21 protein-coding genes, 2 tRNA genes and 1 pseudogene are annotated in these 21894 nt (G+C 59.3%); 9 read left to right on the forward strand and 15 right to left on the reverse strand.

Annotated features, from left to right (window positions below):
* Both HMPREF2792_RS01810 and pepN read right to left on the reverse strand, forming a co-directional pair.
* Positions 1–182: pseudogene (locus HMPREF2792_RS01810) on the reverse strand (HNH endonuclease); the annotation flags it as partial.
* Between the two features lie 181 nt (positions 183–363).
* Positions 364–2904, reverse strand: a complete 2541-nt coding sequence (gene pepN / locus HMPREF2792_RS01815) for an aminopeptidase N (RefSeq protein WP_070530405.1) — start codon at positions 2902–2904, stop codon at positions 364–366.
* A 101-nt stretch (positions 2905–3005) separates the two neighbouring features.
* Between pepN and HMPREF2792_RS01820 the strand changes: the two genes are divergently transcribed.
* Positions 3006–3620 carry a mycothiol-dependent nitroreductase Rv2466c family protein gene (locus HMPREF2792_RS01820; RefSeq protein ID WP_070530407.1) on the forward strand — a complete coding sequence of 205 codons (615 nt, stop codon included), beginning with the start codon at positions 3006–3008 and terminating at the stop codon, positions 3618–3620.
* Here the strand turns inward: HMPREF2792_RS01820 and HMPREF2792_RS01825 are convergent.
* Positions 3617–3988 carry a hypothetical protein gene (locus HMPREF2792_RS01825; protein ID WP_070524643.1) on the reverse strand — a complete coding sequence of 124 codons (372 nt, stop codon included), beginning with the start codon at positions 3986–3988 and terminating at the stop codon, positions 3617–3619. The two genes, HMPREF2792_RS01820 and HMPREF2792_RS01825, sit on opposite strands and share 4 nt — an antisense overlap.
* A 107-nt stretch (positions 3989–4095) precedes the next feature.
* Between HMPREF2792_RS01825 and HMPREF2792_RS01830 the strand changes: the two genes are divergently transcribed.
* Complete coding sequence (locus tag HMPREF2792_RS01830; RefSeq protein ID WP_046647313.1) at positions 4096–4569, forward strand: ribose-5-phosphate isomerase; 474 nt, start codon at positions 4096–4098, stop codon at positions 4567–4569.
* Here HMPREF2792_RS01830 and HMPREF2792_RS01835 read toward each other — a convergent pair.
* Positions 4566–5396 carry an aldo/keto reductase gene (locus HMPREF2792_RS01835; protein ID WP_070524646.1) on the reverse strand — a complete coding sequence of 277 codons (831 nt, stop codon included), beginning with the start codon at positions 5394–5396 and terminating at the stop codon, positions 4566–4568. The genes HMPREF2792_RS01830 and HMPREF2792_RS01835 overlap by 4 nt on opposite strands.
* 172 nt (positions 5397–5568) lie before the next feature.
* Positions 5569–5643, reverse strand: a tRNA-Gly gene (locus tag HMPREF2792_RS01840).
* A 202-nt stretch (positions 5644–5845) separates the two neighbouring features.
* Here HMPREF2792_RS01840 and HMPREF2792_RS01845 point away from each other — a divergent pair.
* From HMPREF2792_RS01845 to tig, 3 genes are all read left to right on the forward strand, one after another.
* Positions 5846–6664 carry a hypothetical protein gene (locus HMPREF2792_RS01845; protein ID WP_070530409.1) on the forward strand — a complete coding sequence of 273 codons (819 nt, stop codon included), beginning with the start codon at positions 5846–5848 and terminating at the stop codon, positions 6662–6664.
* Positions 6665–6802: 138 nt separating this feature from the next.
* Positions 6803–6876, forward strand: a tRNA-Pro gene (locus tag HMPREF2792_RS01850).
* Positions 6877–6949: 73 nt separating this feature from the next.
* On the forward strand, positions 6950–8305 hold the full coding sequence (gene tig, locus HMPREF2792_RS01855; protein ID WP_070530412.1) for a trigger factor: 1356 nt from the start codon (positions 6950–6952) through the stop codon (positions 8303–8305).
* 173 nt (positions 8306–8478) lie between these two features.
* Here tig and HMPREF2792_RS01860 read toward each other — a convergent pair whose 3' ends face one another.
* The 6 genes from HMPREF2792_RS01860 to HMPREF2792_RS01880 form a co-directional block, all read right to left on the reverse strand.
* The gene (locus tag HMPREF2792_RS01860; protein WP_070530414.1) at positions 8479–9060 is read right to left on the reverse strand and encodes an NADPH-dependent FMN reductase; all 582 of its coding nucleotides are present in this window, start codon (positions 9058–9060) and stop codon (positions 8479–8481) included.
* Positions 9061–9100: 40 nt separating this feature from the next.
* Complete coding sequence (locus HMPREF2792_RS12950) at positions 9101–9373, reverse strand: hypothetical protein (RefSeq protein ID WP_168164035.1); 273 nt, start codon at positions 9371–9373, stop codon at positions 9101–9103.
* Positions 9357–10382, reverse strand: a complete 1026-nt coding sequence (nrdF, locus tag HMPREF2792_RS01865) for a class 1b ribonucleoside-diphosphate reductase subunit beta (RefSeq protein ID WP_083303852.1) — start codon at positions 10380–10382, stop codon at positions 9357–9359. Before nrdF ends, HMPREF2792_RS12950 begins: the two co-directional genes overlap by 17 nt.
* 51 nt (positions 10383–10433) lie before the next feature.
* Entirely contained in the window at positions 10434–12629 is a 2196-nt protein-coding gene (gene nrdE / locus HMPREF2792_RS01870) for a class 1b ribonucleoside-diphosphate reductase subunit alpha (RefSeq protein WP_070530416.1), read from the reverse strand.
* 50 nt (positions 12630–12679) lie between these two features.
* Positions 12680–13147, reverse strand: coding sequence for a class Ib ribonucleoside-diphosphate reductase assembly flavoprotein NrdI (gene nrdI, locus HMPREF2792_RS01875; protein WP_005324049.1), 468 nt, complete (start codon positions 13145–13147; stop codon positions 12680–12682).
* Positions 13148–13262: 115 nt separating this feature from the next.
* On the reverse strand, positions 13263–13943 hold the full coding sequence (locus tag HMPREF2792_RS01880; protein WP_070530419.1) for a metal-dependent transcriptional regulator: 681 nt from the start codon (positions 13941–13943) through the stop codon (positions 13263–13265).
* 138 nt (positions 13944–14081) lie between these two features.
* Here HMPREF2792_RS01880 and HMPREF2792_RS01885 point away from each other — a divergent pair, with 138 nt between their 5' ends.
* Together HMPREF2792_RS01885 and HMPREF2792_RS01890 are read left to right on the forward strand one after the other, a co-directional pair.
* Positions 14082–14681, forward strand: coding sequence for an ATP-dependent Clp protease proteolytic subunit (locus HMPREF2792_RS01885; protein ID WP_010190917.1), 600 nt, complete (start codon positions 14082–14084; stop codon positions 14679–14681).
* Positions 14682–14702: 21 nt separating this feature from the next.
* Positions 14703–15326, forward strand: a complete 624-nt coding sequence (locus HMPREF2792_RS01890; RefSeq protein WP_070530420.1) for an ATP-dependent Clp protease proteolytic subunit — start codon at positions 14703–14705, stop codon at positions 15324–15326.
* 53 nt (positions 15327–15379) lie between these two features.
* Here the strand turns inward: HMPREF2792_RS01890 and fabG are convergent, their stop codons facing one another.
* Together fabG and HMPREF2792_RS01900 are read right to left on the reverse strand one after the other, a co-directional pair.
* Positions 15380–16150 carry a 3-oxoacyl-ACP reductase FabG gene (fabG, locus tag HMPREF2792_RS01895; protein ID WP_070530421.1) on the reverse strand — a complete coding sequence of 257 codons (771 nt, stop codon included), beginning with the start codon at positions 16148–16150 and terminating at the stop codon, positions 15380–15382.
* Between the two features lie 41 nt (positions 16151–16191).
* Positions 16192–17496 (reverse strand): MFS transporter, encoded by a 1305-nt coding sequence (locus HMPREF2792_RS01900; RefSeq protein ID WP_070530422.1) that lies wholly within the window; start codon positions 17494–17496, stop codon positions 16192–16194.
* Between the two features lie 198 nt (positions 17497–17694).
* On the opposite strand from HMPREF2792_RS01900, the gene clpX reads away from it, so the two are divergent.
* Positions 17695–18990 (forward strand): ATP-dependent Clp protease ATP-binding subunit ClpX, encoded by a 1296-nt coding sequence (gene clpX, locus HMPREF2792_RS01905; protein WP_070530424.1) that lies wholly within the window; start codon positions 17695–17697, stop codon positions 18988–18990.
* A gap of 199 nt (positions 18991–19189) precedes the next feature.
* Here the strand turns inward: clpX and HMPREF2792_RS01910 are convergent, their stop codons facing one another.
* Positions 19190–19933, reverse strand: coding sequence for a TetR/AcrR family transcriptional regulator (locus HMPREF2792_RS01910; RefSeq protein ID WP_070519465.1), 744 nt, complete (start codon positions 19931–19933; stop codon positions 19190–19192).
* A 175-nt stretch (positions 19934–20108) separates the two neighbouring features.
* Between HMPREF2792_RS01910 and HMPREF2792_RS01915 the strand changes: the two genes are divergently transcribed.
* On the forward strand, positions 20109–21071 hold the full coding sequence (locus HMPREF2792_RS01915; protein WP_070530427.1) for a malate dehydrogenase: 963 nt from the start codon (positions 20109–20111) through the stop codon (positions 21069–21071).
* Here HMPREF2792_RS01915 and panC read toward each other — a convergent pair.
* Positions 21068–21889: a pantoate--beta-alanine ligase gene (gene panC / locus HMPREF2792_RS01920; protein ID WP_070530429.1), complete on the reverse strand. Its 822-nt coding sequence runs from the start codon at positions 21887–21889 to the stop codon at positions 21068–21070. The genes HMPREF2792_RS01915 and panC overlap by 4 nt on opposite strands.
* Positions 21890–21894: the final 5 nt, after the last annotated feature.

The following is a 21894-nucleotide window of genomic DNA, read 5'->3' on the forward strand; positions in this document are numbered from 1 at the left end:
GCTTTGCGTTGTTTGCCGCTAAAGCGGGTGGGGCCGAAGTAAACCTGGTGTAGCTGTGAAAGCTCAGCGGCATCGGAGGCATCCGCGCCGAGCGCGCGGAGCCCATCGGGTGTGCCAGGTATATGTTCCACCAGCGCAATCCCCGAGTTGCGTAGGCGGATGTAGGTTTCAATATCCCCCATGAGCACAGAGACTAAAACAGCACCGTGGGCCCCGCAACCGGAGCGAAGAAACACCCAGCTCAGGTGGTGTGGGAAAGGCCAACCCGAAAATGGAGGAATGAGCACCATGGGTGGGGAAGGTGGCTGTGGGCGTGGAGTTGGCATGAGAAAAGCCCCTCAGGGGAGGGGCTAGACGCGTGTGCTAACCGCGGTCGACGGCGCGGTTGCGCAGGGCGCGGGCGAGGCGGTCACGCTGCTCGGTCACCGTGCGACGCAGGCCACCGGCCAGGTCGCGAGAGAGGAATTCGCCGGCGCGGTCGAGGGTCTCCTGGCTGACATCCCAGCGCGGGAACAACCCGGTCACCGTGGTCAGAGCAATCTCGTTGGACTGCGCGGACCAAATCTTTTCCGCCACGTCGAAGAACTCAGCACTCGGCAGGAGCTCATCGGCGCCTACGAACGTCAGGCCCGCGAGCTTGGACTCCAAGTCGCGGTTGCCCAGTTCACCGGCGACAATCTCGTCCCACACCGCGCGCTTGTTGTCCTCGGTATTAACCGCGGCCAACGCCTTAAGCGAGGCCTGGTAGCCTGTCGCGGTGTTATCGCGCTTGAGTTCCTCAGCCACCGCCGTCATGGCGGCGCCGGCGGCCTCGGGGCCGGTGACGTCGGCAAGCGATCCATCGGCGATGAGCGCGGTGAGCGCCTTCCAGCGCAGGCCCGCATCCGAGGAGGTCTTAAGGAGCTCTTGGAAGAAGGCGCGGGAGGCGTCGTGAAGCTTGATGCCAGCCAGCGCCTGGGTGAAGACGATGGAGCGCGCGGTGTCATCGGAGCGGGCGCCTTCAAGGAGGGCGTCGGCAAGCTGCGTATCCTCCTTTGCCCACTCCGGGTCGGCGTAGGTGGACTGGGCCGTTGTAGCCTGGGAGAGGATGCGCTCCAGCACGGCGAGCTCGGTCTCCGCCGCCGCACCGCGGGCCACGAGCGCCACGAAATCGCGGGCGCGCATCGAGCCCGCACGGGTCATTTCCCACGCGGTGGACCAGCACAGAGTGCGGGCCATGGGATCTTCGAACTTGTCGACATTCTCCAACAGGAACTCAAGGGAACCCGCATCCAGCTCGATGAGGCAGTAAGTCAGGTCATCGTCGTTAGGCAGCACGAAGTCGATGTCCGCCTGCTTGAGGCCGATGAGTTCCGGAATTTCGGTGGAGGCGCCATCGATATCCATCTCGATGCGCTCGGTGCGCACTACCTTCTCACCTTGCAGGGCGTAGACGCCGACGGCGACGCGGTGCGTACGCAAAGTATCGCCGCGCTGGGTGAGGAAGGCCTGGGTGATGGTGCCGGACTCGTCCGTCTCCAGCGCCACACCCAGCGTGTTGACTCCTGAAGTCTTCAACCACTGCTGCGCCCAGAAGGATAGGTCGCGCCCTGAGGCCTCCTCCAAGTGGCGCAGCAGATCCCCGAAGGTGGCGTTCGACCACTGGTGCTCCTGGAAGTGGCGGCGTACCCCGGCGAAGAAGTTCTCGCGGCCCACGTAGGCCTGCAGCTGCTTCAGCACCGACGCCCCCTTGGCGTAGGTGATGCCGTCGAAGTTCTGCTCCACGGTCTCAATATCAGAAGCATCCGTGGAAATCGGGTGCGTCGTGGGCAGCTGATCCTGCTGGTAGGCCCAGGCCTTCTCCACGTTGGCAAAGGTCACCCACGCGGTGTCGTACTGGGTCTCCTCCGCCTGGGAAATCGCCGCCGACCAGGTGGCGAAGGACTCGTTGAGCCACAGGTCATCCCACCACTGCATGGTCACCAAGTCACCGAACCACATGTGTGCCAGCTCGTGCAGGACGGTGTCCGCTCGGCGCTCATACTTGTAGTGCGAGGCTTGCGACGTAAAGACGTACTCATCGCGAATGGTCACGCAGCCCGCGTTCTCCATCGCGCCGGCGTTGAACTCCGGCACGAAAATCTGGTCGTACTTGCCAAAGGGGTAGGCGAAGCCGAAGTTGCGGTGGTAGAAATCGAAGCCCTGCTTGGTCTCCGTGAACAGGCGCTCGGCGTCGAGCGATTCCAGCAGGGAGGGGCGGCAGTAAATCCCCAGCGGCACCTCAACGGACTTAGCAGGTGAGCCCTCCGAGTGCTCCGCCAGCATGCCTGTCCACGTATCCTTCACGCCCACATACGGGCCCGCGCACAAAGCAACAAGGTAGGTCGACAGTGGGTAATCCACCGCCGCGCGCACGGTATTGCCCGAACGCGTGATGGGGGAGTTCGTAATCACCGTCCAGTGCTCCGGAACCTCAAAAGCCAGCGAGTACGTCGCCTTCAAATCCGGCTGGTCAAAGCAGGCGAAGACGCGTTTGGCGTCGGCAGTTTCGAACTGGGTGTAGAGGTAGGCCTCACCGTCTACTGGGTCGACGAAGCGGTGCAGACCCTCACCGGTGCGGGAATAACGAATCTTCGCCACCACCTTTAGCTCATAAGAAGCCACCTGCAAACCCGACAGTGGGATGCCGTAGGTGGGGTCGTAGGCGTCGATAGGCAACGGCGCACCGTTGAGTCGGACCTCGACAAGCTCGTCCCCGCGCAGGTCAATAAAGGTTGAGCCAGCTTCCTTTACCCGGAACTTCACCACCGTGGTGGACGTGAAAAACTCCTCCCCGGTGAGGTCGAGGGCGACGTCATAGTGGCTTACCTCCACCATGTCGGAGCGCTGCTGGGCTTCCTCGCGGGTGAGGTTAATCGAGGTCATGTACTGTATCTCCTCTTTCTCGGTACCTTAAGTCTCTGCACCAGCGTAGTCACACGCCTAGGGTGGGGTGCCAAAGACCACACAAACAAAGGAGATTTACCGTGGCTCAACAAGTGACGTTCTGGTTCGACTGCTCATGCCCCTTCGCATGGCTGACCTCGCGCTGGATTAAGGAGGTGGAGAAGGTCCGCGATATCGAGGTGACTTTTGAGCCGATGTCCCTGTCCGTGCTCAACAAGGGCCGTGACCTGGACCCGGAGTACATGAAGATGATGGAGGCCAACTGGGGCCCTGCCCGCGTGGCGGCCAAGATTGCCGTGGAGGCCCCGGAGAAGGTCGATGCCTTCTACACCGCGATGGGCACCCGCATCCACACGGAGGGCCAGGGTGGCAAGAAGGGTTACGGAGCCTACGACGACATCATCAAGCAGGCGCTTGGCGACGCCTCCCTCCCCGCCACCTTCGCCTCCGTGGCCAACACCGAAGAGATGGATGACAAGCTCACCGAGTTTCACAACCGGGGCATCTCCGAGGTCGGAGATGAGGTCGGCACCCCTGTGGTGAAGTTCGGCGATACCGCCTTCTTCGGCCCGGTCATTACGCGCGTTCCCACCGGCGAGGAAGCCGGCGAGCTTTTCGACGCCTCCGTGCGCCTCGCCCGGTTCCCGTACTTCTTCGAGCTCAAGCGCTCCCGCACGGAAGCCCCGCAGGTCTAGCGAGCTCGATTCTGCATCGCCGCTACGGCGACGCAGACTAGGACGATAGGGGTGAGTACGAAAGCCGGCAGTCCAGCAATGTTGATAATGGGCAGATAGCTCTGCGCTTGGTACTCCTCCCACGCGGGGGCTACCCACGTGGCCCATGAAGCGCCTGCGAGGAGAGCAAGCACACCGGCGGTGATCCCAGCCGCACGGTGTGGCTTCTGGGCTATCCACCACGCGCCCACCCCGAGGTGAGCCGCGGTCATCACGATCGCCATGACCAGGGGCCGGAGGAAGCTGCGTTCCGTGAAGAAACCTGCGGCGAACAAACCGGCGCCGATGAGAAAAGCTATGAGGTATAGGGCGGCCACGCGTCGTGTCATGGGAATGAAAATCTCCTCTTTTGAGCGGGCGGCACCGAGCTTAGCAAGCGCACGCTATTAATGGCAGAGCTCAGCGGACAGTCGTCCTGCCCGCTAAGATGTGGGGCATGCGCGTTTATTTAGGAGCAGACCACGCAGGTTTCGAGATGAAGAACATCATCGCCGAACACCTGAAGAAGCAGGGCCACGACGTTATTGACTGTGGTGCCCACGAGTATGACGCCGAGGATGACTACCCGGCATTTTGCATTGAAGCCGCGTTGCGGACCGTTAATGATCCGGGCTCGTTGGGCATCGTGCTCGGCGGCTCCGGAAACGGCGAGCAGATCGCTGCTAACAAGGTCAAGGGTGCACGTTGCGCGCTGGCCTGGTCCCCTGAGACCGCACGCCTCGCCCGCGAGCACAATAATGCTCAGCTCATCGGCATCGGCGGCCGCATGCACTCTGAGGAGGAGGCGCTGGCTATCGTGGATGCCTTCCTGGATCAGGAGTGGTCCCGTGCTGAGCGCCACCAGCGCCGCATCGACATTCTTGCCGAGTACGAGCGCACCAACATTCCGCCGGAGCTTCCGGAGGCTTAGTAGTTCATCTCTGCGGGGTGAGTGCCGCCGCGGCCCTCTTCCCCGAGATCGAGATCGGTGATTGCAGCCATCTCGGATTCATCTAGCTCGAAGCCGAAAACATCGAAGTTCTGCGCGATGCGCTCCGGGTTTTCGGACTTCGGGAACACGATGACGCCGTTTTGTAGATGCCAGCGAATAATCACCTGGGCGGGGGAAACGCCGTATTTTTCGGCAGGCTCGGTGATTTCCGGCAGTTCGAAGAGGTCCGTCTTACCCTGGCCTAGTGGACCCCAAGCCTCAATCTGTACCTTGTGGGCGCGGAAGGCGTCGAGCTCGCGCCAGCGCTGCAGGTAGGGGTGCAGCTCCACTTGGTTGACCACGGGGGTTTCATCAGTCTGGGTTTCCAGCTGGTCCAGGTGCTCCAGTTCGAAGTTAGAAACACCAATGGACTTGGCCTTGCCGGCCTTTTTCAGCTCGATGAGCTGCCTCCAGGCTTCGACATAAGTGCCATTATCCGGGCAGGGCCAGTGGATGAGGTAGAGGTCCACGTAATCGAGGCCCAGCTTTTCCAAGGACTCGTCGAGAGCAGCGGCCGCGTCAGTCTGGCGGTCATTCCACAGCTTCGTGGTGATAAATAGTTCTTCGCGCGGAATGCCGGACTTGGCGATTGCGCGGCCCACGCCTTCCTCGTTGCCATAGATGGCGGCGGTGTCGATGTGGCGATAACCCACCTTGAGGGCTTCGAGGACCAGCTCTTCGGTCTTGTCGGGGTCAACCTTGAAGACACCGAAGCCGAGCTGGGGGATAGTGTTGCCATCGTGGAGTTCGATATTGGGTACAGTCATGCGGCCCACTCTACGCAGAGTGCGGCCATCCTTGCAGAAAAGATGCAAGGGGAAGCCGCACAACAAAATGACCCTTAAGCCCAGCTACAATTTCAGCTACCATGACTGCCAGTACAGGCCAGTACAAAGTCGGCCCCACTCCCTGTTTGTGCAGGTAGTAGGGCTGTTTTCTTGGAGGGAATGACGGGAATCGAACCCGCGTCTTCAGCTTGGAAGGCTGAGGTATTAGCCACTATACGACATTCCCACAACCGACGATCTCCAACTTTCAAAGCTCCGACTGTGAAAACACTGCGCTTGAAAGCCAATGAATCGGCGTGCGGACTACTTTAGCGCACGCGGGCGCTGAAAGGAAAATGGGAACTAGAAAGGGGTAAAGGACGTTATTTTGGATAGGTACATAATCCCAACAACACACAATTCGACTCTTTAGTGAAAGTGGTGCTTTCGTGAGCCCGTTATTGCTCCTTATCCTCGTCGTCGGCGGCGGCGCTTGGTTCCTTTCTTCGCGCAACGGGAAGAAGCAGAAAGAACTGCGAGAATCCCAGCGTTTCGAAGATGCACTGGCAGATGCGCGCCGTTGGACCGAGCGTCTTGGCGGTCAGGTGATGAACTTGAGCGGCACGGATACTGCTTCCCAGCAGGCCATGGCGGATGCATCCGAGCGGTTCACCGCCGCAAACTCTGCGATTTCCCAGGCTACTACTGCAAAGCAGGCGCAGCTGGCGCGTGAGTCCGCGCTGGAGGGTCTTTACTATGTTGCAGCCGCCCGCGAGATTATGGGCATGGACCCAGGCCCCGAACTCCCGCCGCTGGAGGGCCAGCGCCAGGCCGGCAAGGTCACGGAAACCCGCACGGTGGAAGCAAACGGGGAGACGCTGACGGCGTCGCCAAGCGCATCTGCACAAACCCCGAACTACTACCCGGGCGGTGTCGTGGCTGGGCGCCCGGTCCCGGCCGGTTGGTACTCGCGCCCGTGGTGGGCTGATGCGTTGACCACCGGCGTGTGGATGGTGGGTTACTCCATGATGTTCAACGCCATGTTCGCGGGCATGTCCGGCGTCGGCTACTCCGCCGCGGCGGCTGAAAGCGGCGACTGGGGCGGGGACCTCGGCGGCGCTGAAGGCATGGACGGCGGTGCCATGGACGGAGCCGGTGATATGGGCGCTGGCGATGCCGGGGGAGGCGACGATGGTGGCTTCTTCGATGGCCTCTTTGGTGGCGACGGAGGCGATGGCGGAATGTTTGATTTCGACTTCGATTTCTAAGCAGAGAAATATCCTCTGACATGCATAAATGAACATAAAATGGGGCCGGTGTTGGGATAGTCAAGCGGCTATCGGTACACTAGCCCCAGTATGAAGCGCAGCTGCGTGCGGAACTTCCGGGCGCAGAGGCTTTCCATACGGGGCGTGGCGCAGCTTGGTAGCGCACCTGCTTTGGGAGCAGGGGGTCGCAGGTTCAAATCCTGTCGCCCCGACGTATGGGGGCCTGGACACTCATCCAGGCCCCCTAATTTCATCTTTGAACGATCACAATCAGGAGAGTTTCTCGTGAAGACCACCGTAGACAAGCTGAGCGATACCCGCGTCAAGCTCACCGTCAACGTTCCGTTCGCTGAGCTGGACAAGGAAATCGCTCAGGCCTACGCGGCGATCGCGCAGCAGGTTTCCATCCCGGGCTTCCGTAAGGGCAAGGCTCCGCGCCAGCTTATCGACGCCCGCTTTGGTCGTGGCCCCATCCTCGAGCAGGTAGTCAACGACATGCTGCCGTCCCGCTACGAGCAGGCCGTTACCGAAAACGATCTCAAGGTTATTGGTCAGCCGGAGATCGACATTGCCAAGCTGGAGGACAACGACTTCGTCGAGTTCACCGCTGAGGTAGATATCCGCCCCGAGTTCGAGGTACCGGACTTCTCCAAGATTTCCGTTAAGGTGCCGGCGCTGGAGACCTCCGAGGAGGACGTCGACAAGGCGCTCGAGGACCTGGCTTCCCGCTTCGGTGAGCTCAAGGACACCAAGCGCAAGATGAAGACTGGTGACTACGCCATCATCGACATCACCACCGAGGTTGACGGAACCAAGCTGGATGAGGCTTCCCACGAGGGTATGACCTACCGCATTGGTGACGACAACCTGATCAAGGGCCTCGACACCGCTCTGCGCGGCATGAAGACCGACGAGGACAACGAGTTCACCACCACCATCCAGTCCGGTGAGCACGAGGGCGACGAGGCCACCGTGAAGGTTCACGTCCAGCAGTCCAAGGAGCGCAAGCTGCCGGATCTCGATGACGAGTTCGCACAGATGGCTTCCGAGTTCGACACCATTGACGAGCTGCGCGAGGACACCAAGACCCGCGTCGAGGAGTCCAAGAAGTCCGAGCAGGCTGCCGCCATCCGCGATGAGGTCCTCAAGGCCGCGCTTGCCGACGTTGACTTTGAGCTCCCCGCCTCCGTGGTGGACGAGCAGGTCCACGCTCAGCTGCACCAGGTCATGGGTCAGCTGGCTCACGACGAGAAGGCTCTGGCTCAGCTGCTTGAGGCGCAGGGCACCACCCGCGAGGAGTTCGACGCTGATGCGCGCAAGTCCGCTGAGGAATCCGTGCGCACCCAGCTCTTCCTGGACGCACTCGCTGAGGTTGAGGAGCCGGAGGTGTCCCAGCAGGAGCTGACCGACCACATCCTGTTCACCGCCCAGTCCTACGGCATGGACCCGAACCAGTTCATCCAGCAGCTGCAGTCCAGCAACCAGCTGGGCAACCTGTTCTCTGACGTGCGCCGCGGCAAGGCCCTGGCTATGGCTATCTGCCGTGCAGAGGTCACCGACGAGGCTGGCAACAAGGTTGATGTTGACCAGTACTTCGGTGAGATCGACGAGGACGAGGCTGAGGCTTCCGAGGAGAAGTAATCTCCCGCTTGTAATGTGCCGCTGCCACATGTGTGGTGGCGAGCGCGCGTGAAACCCCGGATTCAGGTAACTCAAGGATGAGCCTGAATCCGGGGTTTGTGTCAGTGTGAACGCCCTCTAGGAGTCTTTGAGTACTTCGTAGAGGGCGTGATGGGTGTTGGCTGGGGATACCGCTAGCCGTTCGTGGCTCTAAAGGCCTTGTCGGTTAGCTGCAGGAAGCGCATAACGTAATCCTTGACAAAGTCTGCGGTGCGTTCATTGAGATGTCCGGACTCTTCGAAAAGGGTGGGGGATTGACCCAGAAATACTTCGGGCTGACCCGGAAGCGGCATATCGAAGTAGGACAGGGCGAGGCGAAGGTTCTTCTGTGAACTGTAGCCGCCCATGCGGCCTACAGAGTGGCTAATGATACCTGCGGGAAGGTTCTTCCACGCCACATCTGAGTTGGGCTTAGAGCCGATGTCCACTGCGTTTTTGAGGCAGGCGGGGATAGTGCGGTTGTTCTCTGGCGTAATGAAGAGGATCCCGCTCGAGTTCTTGATGGTCTCGCGAAAGGTGGTGTACTCAGCCGGAGTGGGCTTGTCCGTGACGGCGGGGTCATCGTAGTCGAAGTCATAGAGCGGCAAGTCACGGATTTCAACGATGTCTGCCTGGTAGTTTTCAGGGATCATTGTGAGCACTTCGTGTGCAATCTTGCGCGCAAATGAGCCGCGGCGCAGGCTGCCGACGATAACACTAATGCGTGGGGTGGTCATAGGAAGTCCTTTCTTCTTAGTTGGGCGTAGGTACGTGTGGTCAAGGGAGAAAAGGCTTGCAGCCAAAGGCAGGCGGTGGCCCGGCGGCGTGGGCGGCAGTAAGAAAGTTATCCACTTTGTCTTCTTCTTCATGGCGGAAGTACAGTTCGATGAGTCCTAACAGTCCTCCGAGGACGGCCTCCCGTGCGGCGGACGTATCCAAAAGCCGCATGGCTGCTGGTTGGTTTCCTTCGCGGATGGCTTCAAACAGCGCGATGGTCTCAAGCCAGCTTCCTTGGTCTGGTCGTGGAAACGGTTTAGAAATCCCAGTCATCATCACTCGTTTCTTCAGCAGTACCAATGACATAGGAGGAACCAGATCCAGAGAAGAAGTCATGGTTTTCATCTGCTCCGGGCGCTAGGGCAGCGAGGATTTCCGGGTTCACTTCCGTTTCTTCAGGTGGGAAGTAGTCCGGGTAGCCCAAATTCATGAGCGCCTTATTGGCGTTATAGCGAACGAATACAGCTACATCATCCATGAGCCCCAACGGCTCATATAGCTCGCCGGAATAATCCAGCTCTAGGGCATAAAGCTCTTCGAGCAAGGAAATAGTGAAATCATGCATTTCCTTCTGCCGTAGCGGGGTCGTGGATTCCAAACCGCGCTGGTACTTGTAGCCCGAGTAGTAGCCGTGCACTGCCTTGTCACGCAGAATGAGGCGAATCATGTCTGCCGTATTTGTCAGGGTGGCGTGGACAGAAAAGTGCAAGGGAAGATAGAAACCCGCGTAGAGAAGCAATGAGGAAAGCAGCGTCGATGACACCTTGCGTTTGAGTGGATCCGGCCCAAAATAGTGCTCGAGCACTTTCTTGGCGCGTGCCTGGAGAAGGTCATTATTCACCGCCCAGCGGTATGCTTCATCAATTTCCTTTGTACTGCTCAGGGTAGAAAACACTGAAGAGTAAGAACGGGCATGGACTGACTGCATGAAGGCGATGTTGGTATACACGGCCTCCTCGTGTTCGGTGCGGGCATCTTGAATCTGACAGATTTCTCCCACAGTGGCCTGGACAGTATCCAGGGTGGTGAGTCCCGTGAACACCCGCATGGTGAGGTTGCGTTCCTCGGGCGTCATCTTCTGCCACGCCGGGAGATCATTAGAAAGCGGCACCTTCTCTGGCAACCAAAAATTGGCGGTGAGACGGTTCCACACTTCAAGATCCTTGTCATCGCTCACCCGGTTCCAATTGATGGCGCGGATGCGGGCTGAAGGATCATGCCGGTAGCTCGGCGGGGTAACTGAAATGCTGGTTAGTTCAGCACTGTTCGATGTTGAAGACATAGCTTCCTTCTTTCTGAGTGAATGGTTGTAGACAAGGGGAGGACCGTGTTCCTACAGAGCACAGGAAACGCAGCCTTCGACCTCGGTTCCCTGGAGTGCAGGTTGGCGTAAACGGATGTAGTACAAGGTCTTGATTCCGGCTTTCCAGGCATAGATTTGTGCCTTGTTGATGTCCCGCGTGGTGGTATCAGCGGTGAAGAACAAAGTCAGGGAAAGCCCTTGGTCCACGTGTTGGGTGGCCATAGCGTAGGTGTCGATGATTTTTTCGTACCCCACGGTGTAGGAGTCATCGAAATACTCCAAGTTGTCGTTGGTCATTTCCGGTGCGGGGTAGTACACGCGCCCCAAGCGGCCTTCCTTGCGTATTTCAATCTTGGAGGCAATCGGGTGTATGGACGCGGTGGAGTCATTGATGTAGGAAATTGATCCAGTGGGTGGAACTGCCTGCAAGTAGGCGTTGTAGATGCCGTCTTGCATCACTTGGTTCTTGAGGCGTAGCCAATCCTCGCGTTGAGGAATCTGCACGCCAGCCTCATGGAATAGCTGTTTTACGTGGTCAGTGGCCGGCGCCCAGTCTTGGTCGATGTACTTGTCGAAGTAGGCGCCAGTGGCATAGGTGGATTCTTCAAAGCCAGTGAATCGTTGACCTTTCTCAACCGCGAGTGCATGGGATGCACGGAGCGCATGATAGGTCACGGTCAGGAAATAGATATTTGTAAAGTCCAGTGCTTCGGCGCAGCCATAAGGAATACGCTTGGAAGCCAGGAAACCGTGGAGATTCATTTGACCCAACCCGATGGCATGCATGGATGCATTACCGTGAGCGATGGAAGGAACAGCTTCGATATTTGTTAGGTCTGAGACCTTCGTGAGAGCGCGCACCGCGGTTTCAACAGTTTCCCCAAAGTCCGGTGATTCAAAAGCTTTAGCGATGTTGAGCGACCCTAGATTGCAGGAAATGTCCTGGCCAACGGTGGTGTAGTTACCTGAGGCGCCGTAGGTGGATGGCGTATTGACCTGGAGGATCTCACTACACAGATTGGACATATTGATATGTCCTTTGAGGGGATTAGCGCGGTTGACCGTATCCTCAAAGAGTATGTAGGGGTATCCAGATTCAAACTGAAGCTCAGCCAGCGTGGTGAAAAACTCGCGGGCTTTAATGGTCGTGTGAGAAATTCGCGGATTGGCAACCAACTCGTCGTAGTACTCGGTGATGGACATGTCAGACATGGCTACGCCGTACTCGCGAGCGATGTCATACGGGCTAAAAAGATGCATATCCTTGTTCTCTTTGGCCAGCCGGAAGGTTATATCTGGAATAACAACCCCCAGCGAAAGAGTCTTGATGCGGACTTTCTCATCGGCATTTTCCCGCTTGGTATCCAGGAAGCGAAGAATATCTGGATGGTGCGCATGCAGGTAGACGGCTCCAGCGCCCTGCCGGGCGCCCAATTGGTTGGCATAGCTGAAGCTATCTTCGAGAATTTTCATGACTGGGACTACTCCGGAAGCCTGGTTCTCAATCTTTTTGATCGGGGCTCCGGATTCGCGCAGATTGCTCAGCAACAGGGCCACTCCACCACCGCGCTTTGATAGTTGCAGTGCAGAGTTCACGCAGCGGCCAATGCTCTCCAAATTGTCTTCGATTCGCAGGAGGAAGCAGGAGACCATTTCGCCGCGCTGGGCTTTGCCTGCGTTGAGAAAAGTAGGGGTGGCGGGCTGGAAGCGTCCGGTCATGATGTCATCCACCAGCTTTTCTGCGAGCTCTTCGTCGCCCTGTGCAAGGTATAAAGCTGTGGTGGCGACGCGTTCTTCGTAGCCTTCTAGGAATCGGGAGCCATCAAAGGTTTTCAGTGCATATGAAGTAAAGAACTTAAATGCGCCGAGGAAGGTGCGGAACTGGTGCTTAGCGCGATGAGCTCTGTCATACATGGCGCACAGAAAGGCGTCATCATAAAGCTCAAGGAAATCCCGCTCGTAGTACTCGTTATCAACCAACCATTCCAAGCGTTGCTTGGTGGAATCGAACTGATGCATGCGGGGAGCGACATGGTGCGTGACATAGTCTTGTGCTGCCTGAATGTCCTTGTCAAACTGGATTTTTCCAGAAGCGTCGAACAAGTTCAGCTGCGCGTTGAGTGCGTGGTAGCTCTTGCGCTTGCCGACACCGCCGGCATTGTCTGCTGAAGCGGTGCGGAGCGTAGTACCATGAGGTTGTGTGGGGGTGGCATCGAGAGGCCACATTGTGTCTTCCAATCTGTGTGATGCGGATGGGTTCTTCATCTTGCGGGGGATTAATGGGGTGTCATCGTTAGCTGCTTTTGCTGTTCCCAAAACTTCTGAAGGCCCTGCTTTACGGCGGCGATGTCCTTCTGTGTGCCGAGAAGCTCGAAGTGATACAGCTCCGGTACGTGGCACTTGGCGGAAATGATGCGTCCGGCGACGCAGTAAGCACTTCCGAAGTTGGTATTCCCTGAGGTAATAACGCCCCGGATAAAGGAGCGGTTGATGGGGTCATTGAGGAAGTCGATGACCTGTTTGGGGACTGCGCGTTTGAGCGAGCCTCCACCGTAGGTGGGAACGATGAGTACGTACGGGTGTGAAACCTGGATCATCCCGGTTTTCTTGGGGCGCAGTGGAATGCGCACCGCGGGTCTATCTAAGCGTTCAACGAATCTTTTTGTGTTTTCTGAAACGCTGGAAAAGTACACCAAATCTGGTGAGTCTGACATGGCAATCCTGCTCATCCTGGCCTTAGCCATAAGTGGGATAGGTGATATTCGAAAAGAATAACTACGCAATGCCGTAGTTGCAACTACGGTCTAACGTAGTTTTGAAAAGGGCAGGTGAGGGCAGGATTAATACAAAGGGGAAGGTCTAAAGGCTGTGGTGTGCTACAAACACTGCGTCGGTAGCTGGGCGTCCAAGTACTACCCACTGAGTGCTGCCGGCCACCTGTATTTCGAGAGAGTCTGAAAAGGGCGCACCCTCGCGCGTGCTAAGAACAGCCCCAGTGACAATGCCGCGCTCTTCAAGGAACTTCAGCAGTTGTGGGTCGGAATCAGAAATGCGTTCCACGGTCACCTGCGATTGTGCACCGCTGTCGGTGAGACGGTGCGCACTGGGGATTGTGATCTGTCCATCAACCGTAGGGATAGGATCGCCGTGTGGATCCCTAGTGGGGTAATCAAGGAACTTATCCACACGTTCTATGAGCATGTCGGACACCGCGTGTTCGAGATTTTCGGCTTCATTATGGACTTCGTCCCACGTGTAGTCCAATGCTTGAACCAAAAAAGACTCAAGCAATCGGTGGCGGCGCACCATGACCAATGCGTACTGCCTGCCAAGTTCGGTTAACTCCACAGAGCCATAGGGCGTGTGTGACACGAGTCCTTGCTTCGACATTTTGCGCACTGCATCGGAAACCGAGGAGAGCTTGAGTCCCAGCTGTGCCGCAATAAGTGTGGCGGTAACGGGCTCGGATGACCATTCCTTTAGCCCCCAGATAGCTTTCAAATAGTTCTGGGTACTGGTGGACAGCTCGGAAACAGACATGAGTAAATGTTAACCCAGCTTCCGTATGCGCCTTTGGCGCTGCGCCCCAACGCTCATAGCGAACAGAGGTCAAGTTTGAGAGGAATGCCGGTAAGGTGGGGCCAGTTAAAGCATTCTTCACTTGAAGGAGAACCACTAATGTCTGAGAAGATTTCAATGAACTCGTCGTCTACGGGTATGAATCTGAGCGATAGCGTGTATGAGCGCCTGTTGCGCGAGCGCATTATCTTCCTGGGAACCCAGGTCGATGATGAGATTGCGAACAAGCTCTGCGCCCAGATCCTCCTGCTGTCCGCAGAGGACCCCACGCGCGACATTTCGCTCTACATCAACTCCCCGGGTGGCTCCGTCACCGCGGGCATGGCTATCTACGACACGATGAAGTACTCGCCGTGCGATGTGGCTACGTACGGCATGGGCCTGGCTGCCTCGATGGGCCAGTTCCTCCTCTCCGGTGGCACCAAGGGCAAGCGCTACGCCCTGCCGCACGCACGCATCATGATGCACCAGCCTTCCGCTGGTGTGGGTGGTACCGCCGCAGACATCGCCATCCAGGCCGAGCAGTTCGCGCAGACCAAGCGTGAGATGGCTGAGCTGATTGCTGAGCACACCGGCCAGACCTTCGAGCAAATCACCAAGGATTCGGACCGCGACCGCTGGTTCACCGCCCAGCAGGCCAAGGAATACGGCATCGTCGACCACGTCATCGAGTCCGTCAACGGTCCTATCACCAACTAGGGAACAAGGAGCTTTATCACCATGTCTAACCTTCAGATGCCTTCTTCCCGCTACGTTCTGCCGGAGTTCATTGAGCAGAACGCACAGGGATCCAAGACCACCAACCCGTATTCCAAGCTCTTCGAAGAGCGCATCATCTTCCTGGGCACCCAGGTCGATGACACCTCCGCCAACGACATCATGGCGCAGCTGCTGGTCCTGGAGTCCCAGGATCCGGACCGCGATATCACGATGTACATCAACTCCCCGGGCGGCTCCTTCACCGCGTTGATGGCCATCTACGACACCATGCGCTATGTGCGTCCTGACGTGCAGACCGTCTGCCTGGGTCAGGCTGCTTCCGCTGCGGCTGTTCTGCTGGCAGCCGGTGCTCCGGGCAAGCGCGCCGCTCTGCCGAACTCCCGCGTGCTGATTCACCAGCCGCGCACGCAGGGCACGCAGGGCCAGGTGTCGGACCTGGAGATCGAGGCCAACGAGATCGAGCGCATGCGCCGCCTCATGGAGCAAACCTTGGCCGAGCACACCGGCCGCACCGCCGAGCAGGTGCGCATCGATACCGACCGCGACAAGATCCTTACCGCGCAGGAAGCCGTCGAATACGGTCTCATCGATACCGTCTTTGATTACCGCAAGCTCAACGCTTAACTGAGCAGAATTAAAGCCCCGCTATCCGAAAGGTAGCGGGGCTTTAGTCGCGCTTAGGCCTCGTAGGGCGGCAGGATGGCTTCGGGGGATTCAGGGAGGATTTGGCCGCCGTCGATGATGAGGGTCTGACCGGTAATGTATCCGGCTTCGCGGGAAGCGAGGAAGGCCGCGGCATTGCCGATATCGCGCGGGGACCCTAAACGGTGCATGGGAATGGAGCGCGCCATCTGGTCGAGGTACTCCTGGCCCTGGCCTTCAAGGCCTTCGGTGAGGATATTGCCTGGCAGCACTCCATTGATGGTGATGCCATCGCGCGCCACCTCCAGTGCCGCAGAACGCATGAAGCCCTGCTGCGCGGCCTTGGACGCGCCGTAGTGCGCCCAGCCCGGGTAGCCGGTGTGCGAGCCGGTGATAGACGTCGTGATGACGATGCGCCCGTAGCCCGCCTTCTTCATGTAAGGCAGCGCTTCCTGCACTACGGTGAACGTACCGTGCGTGTTGATGGCGAACATGGCGTCCCACTGCTCGTCGCTCATGTCCTCGAGCGGGCAGTTGGGGAAGACACCGGCGTTGGAACAGACAATGTCGATGCGGCCATAGCGCTTGACGACGTCCCCATAAAGGTTGCGGACGGAGTCGCGCGAGGTGACGTCGACAAGCAGGGCGTCCGCGCCGAGTTCTTCGGCGGTTTTGTGTGCGGCCTCTTCGTTGAGGTCAGCGATGATGACGGTCGCGCCGGCCTCGCGCAGGGCGCTGACGATACCGCGGCCGATGCCGGCGGCACCGCCGGTGACGATGGCAACCTGGTCCTGAAGATCGAACATGTGAAGCTCCTTAGCGGTTGAGGGTGGCTCTGAGCCCCAGCCTAGGCCGCTACCGGTTGTGGCGTGCTGTGCTTCGTGGCCGCCGTGTAGGCACGCACGCCGATGAGGGAGAGCGCGGCCAGCACCGCGGTAACACCGGCGAGGGTGTAGAGGCCCGTCGGGGTCCAGCCTGTTTCGAGGAGGTAGCCGGCCAGGATGGGCGCGAGGGTGGCGCCGACGCGGGCGATGCCGATGGCGGCGCCCGTTCCCGTGGTGCGCAGTGCGGAAGGGTAGGCCTCCGGGGTGACGGTATAGAGGCCGGAGATGCAGGCGTTGAGGCTAAGGCCTACGCCGACGCCGAGGGCGAACATGAGGGTGGGCACCGCAGTGGAGTTGATGAAACCGACGAGCACGACGGAGGAGACGAGGCAGAAGGCGATGAGAAGTGGGCGGGCGTCGATGCGCGTGGTGAATAGGCCGAAGAGGATGGCGCCGATAGCCCCGCCGAAGGAGAGCATGATGCCGCCGATGATGCCTCGCTGGGCGGTTAGCCCCTCGACGGTGAGCAGCTTCGGGGTCCACTGTGAAGTGAAGTTGTAGGCAAACATGATGAAGCTGAACGCCAGCCAGAGCTTGATGGAGGTGCGCAGGAACTGTGGGGAGATGAGGTCCTTGTAGGACGCTTTGTGGGTGCTGCGCGGGCGGACGCTGACCTCGCCCTTGAGGCCGAGTTTTTCGGTGATGGTGTGCACGGAGTCCATGCGGCCGCGGGCGGCGAGGAAGTCGGCGGACTCGGGGACGACAGCAACCGTGAGGATAAGGGCCACGACGGTGAGCGTTGCGCCGACCCAGAAGATGGGTTGCCAGCTATCGAAGGTTGATGCGATAACACCGCAGAAGGAGGCACCAAGGCCGTAGCCGGAGGCATAGATGGCGACGGCCAGTCCGCGGAAGCGCAGGTTGGAATACTCGCTGACGAGGACGGTGACGCAGACGAGGACGCCGCCGACGCCAATGCCGGTGATGAGGCGGAAGATGAGGAGAAGACTGAACGTTGGCGCGAGGGCGGTGAGAACGAGGCCGACGAGGTCGATGATGAGTGAGACGGTAATCAGCGTGGTGCGCCCGAGGCGGTCAGCTAACGGGGCGAGGAAGAAGGAGCCGAGGCCGATACCGATAAGCGCGGCGGAGAGGAGCCAGCCCAGGGAGGAATCGGACAAGGCGAACTCTTCGCTGACAGGTCCGGCGCCGAAGGCCATGGCCACCATGTCGTAGCCGTCGAGAGCGTTGAGGAAAAGGGCGATGGCGATGATGAGCCACTGGCGCGCGCCCATGGGGGAGCGGTCGATGAGTTCGCGGATATCCATGAAAGTCTTTCTGCTGATGGCGAGGTTTCGATGTAAGTTAGTGAACCGCTCTGTCTATGTCCATTAACAGCCGTTTTAAATTCAATGGCGCGCCGCCGCGCGAGGAATAGCGCTCGGGTCTGGGTGGTTTACTAGAGTGGAATGGACTGCGGTAAAATCGCTCCACCCAACCCCAGAGAAAAGAGTTGAAAGGCCTTCATGGCACGTATGCAAGAAAGCGCTGACCTGCTCAAGTGTTCCTTCTGTGGAAAGAGCCAGAAGCAGGTGAAGAAGCTTATCGCCGGCGGCGGCGTCTACATCTGTGACGAGTGCATCGAGCTCTGCAACGAAATCATCGAGGAGGAGCTCGGCGCGGCTCAGGCTGAGGCGAACGAAGAGAAGGAAATGCGCCTTCCGCGTCCTTCGGAGATTTCGGCTTTTCTGGATAAGTATGTCATCGGCCAAGATCAGGCCAAGCGTGTGTTGTCGGTGGCTGTGTACAACCACTACAAGCGCATCAAGGCTGAAGAAGCCGCGGGCTTGGAAGGTCGTCGGAAGAAGACGCAGGATGCAGAGGTGGAGATTGCCAAATCCAACATCCTGATGCTGGGCCCGACGGGCTCCGGCAAGACCTACCTGGCGCAGACCCTGGCACGTTTGCTCGATGTGCCCTTTGCGATCGCGGATGCCACGAGCCTGACCGAGGCCGGTTACGTGGGCGAGGATGTTGAGAACATCCTGCTCAAGCTGCTGCAGGCTGCGGACTTTGATGTGGAGCGCGCGCAGCACGGCATCATCTACGTCGATGAGGTGGACAAGATCTCCCGCAAGTCGGAGAACCCCTCGATTACCCGCGATGTGTCCGGTGAGGGCGTGCAGCAGGCGCTGTTGAAGATCCTCGAGGGAACCGTGGCGGCCATTCCGCCGCAGGGTGGACGTAAGCACCCGAACCAGGAGTTCATCCAGCTGGATACCACGAATATCCTCTTCATCGTGGCCGGTGCTTTCGCGGGCTTGGACAAGGTGATTTCGGAGCGCGTGGGCAAGAAGGGCGTGGGATTCGGCGCCAAGCTGGAGACCAAGGACGAGAAGGAATCCGTCGACTTCTTCTCCCAGGTGCGCCCAGAGGACTTGGTGAAGTTCGGCCTCATCCCGGAATTCATCGGCCGCCTGCCAGTTGTTGCCACGGTGGACAACCTGGACCGCGAATCGCTGGTTAAGGTACTGGTGGAACCGAAGAACTCCCTGGTCAAGCAGTATCAGCGTCTGTTCAGTATGGATGGTGCGGAGCTGCACTTCGAGGATGCGGCGCTGGAGGCAATCGCCGAGCTCGCGCTCGAACGCAAGACTGGTGCCCGTGGCCTGCGCGCCATCATGGAGGAGCTGCTCGTTCCCATCATGTATGACCTTCCGGACCGCGAGGACATTGCCAGCGTCCACATCACGAAGGACTGCGTGACCGACGGCGGCGAGCCGGAGTTCGTCTACTCGGACGAGGCGAAGGAATCCGCCTAAACGGCATCTTATAAAAGGCGTTTTCAGGCCTCAAAACGCCGTCTGTCAGATTCCATCTTCGTGCTGGGGGCAAAGGAACCAGATGAGTGGGACCATTTAGCTATGGCGCGAGATCGTGACCTGGGATTATGCACGGGCCGGCGGGTAAATGGTTCCTTTACTGTGGTTTTATTGCTCGCCCAGTGCTGGGAAGAGGGTTCTACTCGTAGAGGTCCCGGGACACGTCGCCTTCGTCCTCGGTGGAGTAGACGTCCAATGGCGCGGATTCGGCTTCGAGCTCGGTCTCGTTCTGCTTGAGATAGGACTCAAAGCCAATGTCGGGGATGTTCGCCGTGAGGAAGGCCAGCACGGCATCGACGGCCATGCGGTGCAGACCCTCGGTGTTGTTGTGGGTGTGCATGTCGATGTCGAGCAGATTGCTCATCATCGCGTGATTGGTCACCCGGTACATCGTCAGCGCCGAAATCAGAGTGAAGATATCGTTCGCAGAAATGCCCGGGCGGAAGGCGCCGGAATCTTGGCCCAGCATAAGCAGCCTGTCGAGGTGGAGGGAGATCGCTGAAACGTCGACAAGCGCGTGCGAGGACTCCAGCACACTGTGGGAGGACTCCATCGTCAGCATCCGGATGGCCTCCGGGTTGTCCACGTGCTGGCGGAACATCCAGTCCACCAAAGTGCGCACGCCCTCTACCGGGACCGCGGAATTGATTTCCAAGCTGCCCTCCGGAGGGTTGAGCCGTTGGGCAGCTGCAGCCAATGCTTGCTGGTAGAGACCCTTTTTATCCCCGAAGTAGTAATGGATCATGCGCTTGGACATTCCAGACAGCTTCGACACGGTTTCGAGCTTGGTATCGGCATAACCGTGCTCAGAAAACTGCGCTATCGCAACATCGATCACGTGCTCAACAGAGCCGGAGTCGACCGTTGCAGTCTCAGTGCTCATGGAAAGTCCCGTCTAGTCGATGAATATGCGTACAGTTGTCCACTATGCCGAAAAAAGACGGCCATGGAGTTCAAGTGCAAAGAACTCGCATCTTTCGGGGGTAAAATCACACCCCATGGGGGCGAAAAACGGGACTAGGGTGGGGAAGTGAGTACCCAGCCGAAAGGATTCACACATGACTGCTTCTCAACCCGTCAAGATCACCGTGACCGGCGCAGCCGGCAACATTGCGTACTCCCTGCTGTGGCGCATCGCTGCTGGCGATGTCTATGGCAAGGACACCCCAGTTGAACTCGCATTGCTGGAAATCCCGGACGCCGTTGGTGCCGCTGAGGGCGTGGCCATGGAACTTAATGACTCCGCCTTCCCGCTCCTTCGCGGCATTACCGTCACCGATGATCCGGAGGTTGCCTTCAAGGACACCAAGGCTGCTTTCCTCGTGGGCTCCCGCCCGCGCACCAAGGGTATGGAGCGCGCTGACCTGCTGGAGGCTAACGGCGCTATCTTCACCGTGCAGGGCAAGGCGCTGAACGCCGTCGCCGCACGCGATGTTCGCGTCCTCGTCGTGGGCAACCCGGCCAATACCAACGCCTACATCGCCGCGAACAGCGCTCCGGACCTGGACCCGAGCCAGTTCAGCGCGCTCATGCGTCTGGACCACAACCGCACGCTGAGCCAGGTGTCCCTCAAGACGGGAGTGCCCACCGCGGAGCTGACCAAGGTTGCCGTTTGGGGCAACCACTCCGCCTCCCAGTTCCCGGACCTGACCTACTCCAACGCTGAGGTAGATGAGACCTGGTACAAGGAGGAGATGATTCCGAAGGTGGCCAAGCGCGGCGCCGAGATCATCGCTGTGCGTGGCCGCTCCTCGGCAGCCTCCGCAGCATCCGCCGCGGTGGATCACATGCACGATTGGATCCATGGCACCGAGGATTGGCGCACCGCCGCCATCGTTTCGGATGGCTCCTATGGCGTGGACGAGGGTCTCGTCGCAGGTTTTCCCACCGTCTCCCGCGACGGAAAGTGGGAAATCGTCCAAGGTCTGGAGCTCAGCGATTTCCAGAAGGAGCGCATCGAGGCTTCCGTGCAGGAGCTGCGTGAGGAGCGAGAGGCCGTAGCCCACCTGCTGAAGGGCTAAGCCTCCAGCACCAAGTTATCGATGAGCCGCACCGGCCCCACTTGCGCTGCAACCAGCGCCAAGGCGGGCCGGTGTTGTGCATCTACGGGCTCGAGGGTGGCCGGGTCCACCACGGTGAGGTAATCCACCGTCACACCGGGGGAGGCTGCGAGCTGGGATTCGGCTTCTTCGAGCGAGGCGCCATCCTGCAGCGCGAAGAGCGCCTGGGATAGGGCGACCGCCTGCTCACGCTCGGCGGCACTGAGGCGCGCATTGCGGCTGGACTCGGCCACGCCATCCGTTGCGCGCACGATGGGCACGCTGATGATGTCCAGCGGCACATCGAGGTCCGCCACCAGGCGGCGGATGATGGCTACTTGCTGCGCATCCTTTTGCCCAAAATAAGCGCGGTCTGGTGCGACAAGGTGAAACAGCTTGCTCACCACGGTGGCGACGCCGTCGAAGTGGCCGGGGCGCGAGGCGCCTTCCAAGACCGAGCCCATCTCACCCGTGCGCACCCACACCCGCGGGGTACCACCCGGGTACATCTCCTCCACGCTGGGGGCGAAGATCGCATCGACTCCCAATGAGTCCAGCAGCGCGGCATCCGCGTCGAGGGTGCGCGGGTAGGCGCGGTAGTCTTCGCAATCGCCCAGGTCCGTGAACTGGAGGGGGTTGACAAAGACCGAGCACACCACGGTGTCGTTGTCTTCGCGGGCGCGGCGAATGAGGGAAGCATGGCCGTCGTGAAGCGCGCCCATCGTGGGCACCAAGCCCACGGAGCCGGACGCTGCCGCGCGGAAGGCACGGAGTTCAGATTTAGTTGTGAGGATCTTCATGGCCA

Origin of the sequence: Corynebacterium sp. HMSC068H04, assembly GCF_001811255.1 — a bacterium.
GTDB classification, from domain to species: domain Bacteria; phylum Actinomycetota; class Actinomycetes; order Mycobacteriales; family Mycobacteriaceae; genus Corynebacterium; species Corynebacterium hesseae.